We start from the raw sequence: 7,722 nt of genomic DNA, 5'->3' as shown, positions 1-7,722 counted from the left end.
GGCACCGCCGGGTCCGGCACCGCCGGGTCCGGCACCGCCGGGTCCGGCACCGCCGGGTCCGGCACCGCCGGGTCCGGCACCGCCGGGTCCGGCACGACGGTGGCCGGCGCCCACGGCGCTGCACTCGCGCCCTTCGCGCTGTCGGTCGCCCACGACGCCGGGCTGGCCGTGGCGATCGCGCGGCCCGCGACCCCGGCAAGCGGCAGCGGCGGTGTCGGCATCGCACTCGCCCGGATCGACCCGGACGGGGCCCGCTCGCCGGCCGGGCCGGCCGTGGCGGACCCCGACGAGGACCGGCTGCTGCGCCGGCTCGGCGGGGACGGCCGGGGTGACACACCACCCCGCTGGCGGGCGCGGTTCGCCGCCGCCCGGCAGGCCGCGAGCCGGGCCGGTGGCCACCCCGCCGCCCGGGTCGTGGCCGCGGGCTCGGACGGCACGCTGACCGTCGCGGTCGGCGCCGCTCCGGATGGCGGTCCCGGTGGGCCTGGCACGCCGCCGCAGCGGTACGCCGTCGCCTACGCCGAGACCGAGGCGCCCGCCGCGCAACAGGAGCACGCCACCGCGGGGACGCGGCACCGGTACGTGGTCGCCTGGACGACAGGGGCCGCCAGTCGAGAGGAGTCCAACCAATGACGCACGATGACGAGCTGTCCGGCACGCTGCTCGCCGAGATCGGCACGATGATCGCCCGCATCCTGGAGAAGTACGGCCTGGGCGACGTGCGCGTCGAGATGACCACGGCCTTCCACGACGACCTGGAGATGGAGAGCATCGACCTGGTCACGCTCGGCGGCATGCTCGCCGAGCGGTACGGCGAGAACGTCAGCCTCNCCGAGTTCCTCGCCGAGAAGGACCTCACCGAGGTCATCGCGCTCACCGTGGGCGACGTCGTGGAGTTCGTCCGGTCCCGGCTGGGCGCCCCGGCGGGTGTGGACTGACCGTGCCGATCATCGACGTCAACGGCAACGATCTCCACTACCTGCACGAGCGGGGCAAGCCTGCCCGGCCCGGCGCCGCCGGCACCGGGCGGGGCGACCCGGCAGGCCCGGCCGACGCGCTCGACAGAACCGACACGGCCGCCCCGACCCGCCCCGCGGGCCCGGCGCCGACGCTGGTCTGCGTGCACGGCCTGGGCACCGACAGCCTGGCCAGCTTCTACCTGACGATGGCCGCCCCGCTGGCCGCCGCCGGCATCGACGCGGTGTTCTACGACCTGCGCGGGCACGGCAACAGCGGCCGACCCACCCACGGCTACACCGTCGGTGACTTCGTCTCCGACCTCGCCGGCCTGCTGGCCGCCCTGAGCATCGACGAACCGGTGCACCTGGTGGGCAACAGCTTCGGCGGCACGATCGCCTACGCCTTCGCGGCCGCCCACCCGGACCGGGTGGCGAGCATCGTCACGATCGAGGCCGAGCCGCCGACGCAGCCGTGGGCCGACCGGGTGGGGCTCATGCTGGAGAACACCCGGCGCGACCTCGGCCGCGAGGACACCTACGCCTGGCTGCAGAAGACCTTCGGCTCCCACTACGTCCGGCTGTCCCGGCTGGCCTACCGGCGCCTGCAGGAGACATCGATGGCCGACGAGATCCCGGAGGGCCCGCTGCTCGACCTGGAGGACCTGGCCCGCCTCCACCACCCGGTGCTGAGCATCCTGGGCAGCGACGGCTTCCAGGCGGAGGACCCCTACCTGTTACAGAGTGTTTTGCCTGACTGTCACACGGTGATAGTGCCGGATCAGGACCATTCGGTGCTCGTCGAGTCGCACCGGCGGGTCCGCGACCTGACGATCGACTGGGTGCACCGGCATCAGGCGGTGGGCGTCCCCTCCGGCGAGGGGGCGTGAGCACCTTCCTGTTCGTGGTGCCGCCGCTGGCCGGGCACATCACCCCGCTGGTCGCCGTGGCCGACCGGCTGCGCGACCGCGGCCACCGGGTGGTCTGGTCGGGCGAGGAGTCGATCGTGCGGCGGCTGGCCGGACCGGACGCCGAGATCCATCCGTGCCTCGCGGGGCCGGTCGACGTCGACGTGCGCGGCGCCGAGCTGCGCGGCTATGCCGGGGTTCGTTTCCTGTGGGAGGAGTTCCTCGTCCCGCTGGCCGAAGCGACCTATCCGGCGGTCGTCGAGGCGGCCGTCCGGTCGGCCGCGGACGTGCTGGTCTGCGACATGCAGGCGCTGGCCGGGCCGCTCGCGGCGGCCCGGCTGGGCCGGCCGTGGGCGACGTCGGCGACGACGTCGGGCCCGCTGCGGGACACCTTCGCCGCCACCCCGAAGGTCCAGCGGTGGTTCGACGACCTGCTCGACGGACTCGTCGCCCGCACCGCCGACACAGTCCGGCCCGACCCGTCCGCGGCCGGCGGGCCGCCCACGCCGCGCGCCCTGCGGCTGTCCCCCCATCTCGTCCTCGCGTTCACCACGGAGGCACTGGCCGGGCCGCCCGGCGGCGACTCGCTCATCGGCCCGGACGGCCCGCCGACCGCCTGGGTCGGCCCGTCGCTGCCATCGCCACGTCCCGACCCCCTGGAAGGCGACCCCGGCGGGCCGGAACCGGGCGGGCCGAAATCGGGCCGGGCGGAACCGGGCCGGGCGGCAACGGGCAGGGCTGAACCGGGCAGGGCGGCAACGGGCGGCGCGGCGGCGGGCGAGGCGTTCCCGTGGGGGCGGCTCGATCCGGCACGCCGGCTCGTGGTGATCAGCTTCGGGACCGTCAACGGCCGGGTGAGCGGGGAGTTCCTGCGGACGTGCGCGGCGGCGCTGCGCGCGCTCGGCGACGGCGTGCAGGCTGTCATCGCCGACCCGTTGGATGCCGTCGATCCGGCCGCCGTGCCGGACGGCGGCATCGCCGCGCGGTTCCTGCCGCTGGTCGACCTGCTGCCGCGGGCGGCGGCGGTCGTCTGCCACGCCGGGCACAACACGGTCTGCGAGGCGCTCGGACACGGCGTGCCGCTGGTCGTCGCGCCGATCCGAGACGACCAGCCGGTCATCGCCCAGCAGGTGGTGGAGGCGGGTGCGGGAATCCGGCTGCGCTTCGCCCGGGCCACGCCGGCGATCGTGGCGTCGGCCGTCCGCGATGTTCTCGACGATCCCCGCTACCGGTCGGCCGCGGCCCGTGTCGGCGCCTCGTTCCGGGCGGCGGGGGGCGCCGCGGCCGCGGCCGAGCACCTGCAGCGCCTCGCCGCAGCGCGCAGCCCGGTCCGATGAGCCGCGCCCGCCGCGCCGCCGCGCCGCGCCGCCCGCCGCTGCCGGCCGGACGGTTCGTGCTCCACTTCACCGCGGGCTCGCGCCGCGTCCTGCTCGCCGGTGGGGTGCTCACCCTGCTCGGCACGTCGATGTCGCTGGCCCAGCCGATCATCGCCCAGCACATCCTGGCCCGGCTCACCGCCGACCAGCCGGTCGGGCGGCTGCTCGTCGTCCTGACCGTCGCCGTCCTGGTCGGCACGGCTGTGTCCGCCGCCGGGTTCTTCCTCATCGAGTCGGTCGGGGAGACCCTGGTGCGGACCGTCCGCATCCGCCTGGTGGAACGCATCCTGCGGCTGCGGCTGGCCGCGACCGACGAGATCAAGCCCGGTGATCTGATGTCGCGGCTCGTCGGCGACACGACGCTGCTGCGCCAGGTCACGACCCAGGCCCTGGTGACGAGCTGCACGGCGACGATCGCCCTGGTCGGGGCGCTGGTGATGATGGCGCTCATCGACGTCGTCCTGCTCGGCGTCACGCTGTCGTCGGTCGTGCTGATGAGTGCCAGCGTGCGCTGGTCGGCATCGCGGATCGGGAAGGCCACCGGCGAGGCACAGGCCGCCGTCGGCTACATGGCCACCCTGCTCGACCGCGACCTCGGCGCCCTGCGCACCGTCAAGGCCTCCGGGGCCGAGGATCACGAGATCGGCCTGCTCGCCGACGCGGCGCAGACGGCGTTCCGTCGGGGGCTGCGCGTCGCCGCCTGGCAGGCGGGCACCGGGGCGAGCGCCGGCATGCTCATGCAGGCGTCGTTCCTGGGGGTGCTCGGCGTCGGCGGCGCCCGGGTCGCCGCCGGGGACCTGCCGATCTCCGACCTGATCGCGTTCCTGCTGTACATGTTCTTCCTGACCCAGCCGGTGACCACCCTGGTCGGTGCCTGGGGCCAGTTCAAGGCCGGCGGGGCGGCCGCGGAACGGATCTCCGCGGTGCTGCGCCTGGCCGCCGAACCCACCGCGGACCGGGGACGCACCACCCCCGGCCGCCGCACCACCCCCAGCCGCCGCACCGCCCGCGGCCGCCGCAGCACCGCCGCCCACCGCGACCCAGTGGGCCAGCGTGATCCAGCCGGCCAGCGTGATCCTGCCGCCAGCGGTCCCATGTTCAGGCGCGGGCCGGCCGTCGTCCGCCGCACCGCGCTGACCAGGCGCCCCGCGTCGACCACGAGCACCGCCCCGAACGGCCGGGCCACCAGCGCGGCGGTGGCCTTCGACGAGGTCGAGTTCGCCTACCGGCAGGACCTGCCCCCGGTGCACCGGGGGGTGTCGTTCACCGTCCCACCCGGCGGGATGACCGCCATCGTCGGCCCGTCGGGCGCCGGCAAGTCGAGCATCTTCCTGCTGCTCGAACGGTTCTACGACGCCACCGCCGGCCGGATCCTCGTCGACGGCCGCGACGTGCGGGACTGGCCGCTGGCGCAGCTTCGCCGCTCGATCGGCTACGTCGAGCAGGAGGCTCCGGTGCTCGCCGGCTCCCTGCGCGAGAACCTCACCCTCGGCCTGACCGGCGTCGACGACCAGGCCCTGTACGAGGCGCTGCGCCTGGCCCGACTGGAGCTGTTCGTGGCGGCGCTGCCCGGTGGGCTCGACGGCTGGATCGGCCACCGTGGCGGCACCCTGTCCGGCGGTGAACGCCAGCGCATCGCGATCGCCCGCGCCCTGCTGCGCCGGCCCCGGCTGCTGCTGCTCGACGAGGCGACCTCGGCGCTCGACGCCGGCAACGAGCTCGCGCTGCGCGACACCGTCGCCGCCGCGGCGAGCACGACGACGGTGATGGTCGTCGCCCACCGGCTGTCCACCGTCGTCGGCGCCCGGCAGATCATCGTCATGGAGGCGGGCCGGGTGCGCGCCGTCGGCAGCCACGCGCAGCTGCTGGAGACCGACCCGCTCTACCGCGATCTGGCAACCACCCAGCTCCTCGTCCCCACCGGCTGACGCCCACCCGACGGGACGATCACGCCGACGAGGGCGGGGGGAGCCCGCCGGCGCCGCCGGACTCCCCCTGTTCGGCTGTTGCCGCTGCCGACGACGGCGGACACTGGCTGGCGGAGGTGGTGCACGATGTCCGTCCAGCTCAACCACACCATCGTCGTCGCCCGAGACCGGCGTGAATCCGGCGAGACCTACCACCACAACGGCGGCCGCGGCGTGTACTTCCCCGACCCTTCCGGCCATTTCCTGGAGATCCTCACCCCCACCGCCGAATGAGCCGCCCACGCGCGATCCCGCTCGCCTTCTACGGCACCGTCGTCGCCGACGATGACGGGTCCACCCGCTCATCGCCGGGGAACGCCGGCGGCCTCTGCGGGACCGGGCCCGACGCGTGACCTCGCCCGCGTCGATCCGCTCGACCTGCTGGACTCGGCCGTTGGGTCGGCGCGGTCTGACCGTGACGCCGGGCCGGTGACAGATCCGGCTTTTCCCCGCCGCTCGCGCAGACCCAGGGGCTACCATCGGCACGGTGTGACATCGGGTGTGAACGGAGAGCAGTCATGGGCTGGGGTGGCAGCAAGCACACCGACAAGCGCGGCAACACCGGCGGAGGCAGCAGCACCGGCCGCAGCGGACAGAAAAGGGGTGGCTCGGGCCACACGGGCGACCCTGCGGACAGCGTCGACCGCGGAACGCTGACCTGCCCGAAGTGCCTCGGGAGCGGAATGGTCGGCAACCCGGCGGCAGAGCAGGACGCCGGTGAGGAGTTCGACGGCGCCAGTCAGATCAGGTGCCCGCGTTGCAGCGGCACAGGCCAAGTGAATGCGAAATGAGCGAGCCGCCGGAGGACGGCCCGACCGGGCCCGCCCCCGAGGTGCACGCTCTCATCCCGTCATGCGGGCCCTGCCGGCGAGCACGGGCGCAGCACCTGCGCAGGTCTGCCCGGGGATCGGCGGCTAGGGAGGACCTGCCGGAGGTAACGTTGCAGCCGCCGGTGACGCGCTGCCCGCATATCCCAGCCGTGTGGGCGCCCGGGTTCGGGCCGGATGCCGAGCCGCCGGAGGACTCCGGGTGGGAGACGCGGCCCGACGGACCGGTGTGACGACGCCGGAGGAGCGCCGCCAGAGTTCGGTCCGGCGGGGAGTTGAACGCCCTCGCCTCGGGTGCTCGGTCAGGGCTCGGTGTGAGTTCCACCTTGGTCGCGGCGCAGCGGGTACTCGGGCGGGAGCTGCACGACGACGACGGGGATGGATGTGGTCACCCGACAAGAAATACCCCCACAACGGCGGTCGCAGCACGTACTTCCACGACCCGTCCGGCCGTTGTCGGAGATCCTCACCCACTCATGAAACCCTGAAGCCGGCCCGGGAGTGCAAAGGATCTCTTTACCTACGATTCACGATGTTCCAGGCCATCTACGCGGGCGGTGTCGCCAGCTCGACCAACGACAGCCGCTTCCGTCGGGTCGACCCGGCGACCTACCACTGATCAGCACCACCCACAATTCCTTCCGGGGGAAGACGGATGAGCCGGCCGCGCGCGATCCTGCTCGACTTCTACGGCACCGTCGTCGCCGAGGACGACGACGTGGTGGCCGCGGTCTGCCGCAGCATCGAGCAGACCGCGACGGCTCGCGTGCGCAACCCGGCGACGATCGGCCGGTACTGGTCGGACGCCTTCGCCCGGTTGTGCGCCGCCGCGACGGGCCCCGCGTTCGCCACCCAGCGAGAGCTGGAACGCCGGTCATTGCGGGAGACGATCCGGCATTTCGGCTCGGACGCCGACGAGGAATCGCTCAGCCGGCGGCTGTTCGACTACTGGCGTCGGCCGGCGCTCCTGCCCGGCGCCGCCGCCTTCCTGGCCGAGATCGAACTGCCGGTCTGCCTTGTCTCCGACATCGACCGTGCCGATCTCGACGCCGCGCTCGACGCCCACGGGCTCCGAGTGGACGCGATCGTCACAAGCGAGCAGGCACGGGCCTACAAGCCGCGACCGGAACCGTTCCGGCTCGCCCTCGACCACCTGGCACACGGCCACCCCGGACCCGACCAACCCGGACCCGGCCAGCCCTGCCTCGCTCCGGGCGAGGTCTGGCACGTCGGCGATTCCCTGACCTGCGACGTGGCCGGCGCCAACGCGCTCGGCATTCCCGTCGTCTGGATGAACCGCAAGCACCGGCAACGGCCGGCAGGGGCGTCGCTCGTCGCCGAGGTCGGGGACCTCACGAAGGTCCTGGAACTGGTCCGGCAAGCCTGACCGCGACGGCCGCCCGGGCGCCACGCGTCCACCACCGGTCCACGGCCCAGCCGTCGTCCCCCGCGCGGACCACCCGTCACCCGGCGGTGGCCTCGCTGCCGGCGACGGGACTGCCGAGGGCGGGGCCACCGGCGACGGAAATGGCGGGGGCAGAACTGCCGGCGCCGGGGATCACGGGATCGGGACGGGCACCGACGGTGAGCGTGGGGACGGGACTTGCGGGGACCGGACTGGCGGGGACGGGGACGGCGGGATCGGATCCGGCAGGGACGGGACCTTCCGGGGTGGGACTGGCGGGGGT

5 protein-coding genes and 4 pseudogenes are annotated in these 7,722 nt (G+C 74.3%); 8 read left to right on the top strand and 1 reads right to left on the bottom strand.

Annotation, left to right across the window (positions count from 1 at the left end):
• The 8 genes and pseudogenes from FF36_RS30760 to FF36_RS30735 all read left to right on the top strand — a co-directional run.
• Nucleotides 1-633: pseudogene (locus FF36_RS30760) on the top strand (beta-ketoacyl synthase); the annotation flags it as partial.
• Nucleotides 630-830 (top strand): annotated as a pseudogene (locus tag FF36_RS40515) (acyl carrier protein); the annotation flags it as partial. The pseudogenes FF36_RS30760 and FF36_RS40515, both read left to right, overlap by 4 nt.
• 1 nt (nucleotide 831) lies before the next feature.
• Nucleotides 832-938 (top strand): annotated as a pseudogene (locus FF36_RS40510) (acyl carrier protein); the annotation flags it as partial.
• A gap of 2 nt (nucleotides 939-940) precedes the next feature.
• Nucleotides 941-1,846, top strand: coding sequence for an alpha/beta fold hydrolase (locus tag FF36_RS30750; protein WP_044888724.1), 906 nt, complete (start codon nucleotides 941-943; stop codon nucleotides 1,844-1,846).
• Nucleotides 1,843-3,201, top strand: coding sequence for a glycosyltransferase (locus FF36_RS30745; RefSeq protein ID WP_044888723.1), 1,359 nt, complete (start codon nucleotides 1,843-1,845; stop codon nucleotides 3,199-3,201). The genes FF36_RS30750 and FF36_RS30745 overlap by 4 nt, the downstream gene beginning before the upstream one ends.
• Nucleotides 3,198-5,168: an ABC transporter ATP-binding protein gene (locus FF36_RS30740; protein ID WP_052681671.1), complete on the top strand. Its 1,971-nt coding sequence runs from the start codon at nucleotides 3,198-3,200 to the stop codon at nucleotides 5,166-5,168. The genes FF36_RS30745 and FF36_RS30740 overlap by 4 nt, the downstream gene beginning before the upstream one ends.
• Before the next feature lie 126 nt (nucleotides 5,169-5,294).
• Nucleotides 5,295-5,441 (top strand): VOC family protein, encoded by a 147-nt coding sequence (locus FF36_RS35765; RefSeq protein WP_157866993.1) that lies wholly within the window; start codon nucleotides 5,295-5,297, stop codon nucleotides 5,439-5,441.
• A gap of 1,248 nt (nucleotides 5,442-6,689) precedes the next feature.
• Entirely contained in the window at nucleotides 6,690-7,421 is a 732-nt protein-coding gene (locus FF36_RS30735; protein ID WP_044888722.1) for an HAD family hydrolase, read from the top strand.
• A gap of 76 nt (nucleotides 7,422-7,497) precedes the next feature.
• Here FF36_RS30735 and FF36_RS36595 read toward each other — a convergent pair.
• A pseudogene (locus FF36_RS36595) lies at nucleotides 7,498-7,722 on the bottom strand (hypothetical protein); the annotation flags it as partial.

The organism is Frankia torreyi, from assembly GCF_000948395.1.
Classification (GTDB): Bacteria; Actinomycetota; Actinomycetes; order Frankiales; family Frankiaceae; genus Frankia; species Frankia torreyi.
The sequence above is the reverse complement of the archived record's forward strand: the minus strand, read 5'-3'. Positions and strand labels throughout refer to the sequence as shown.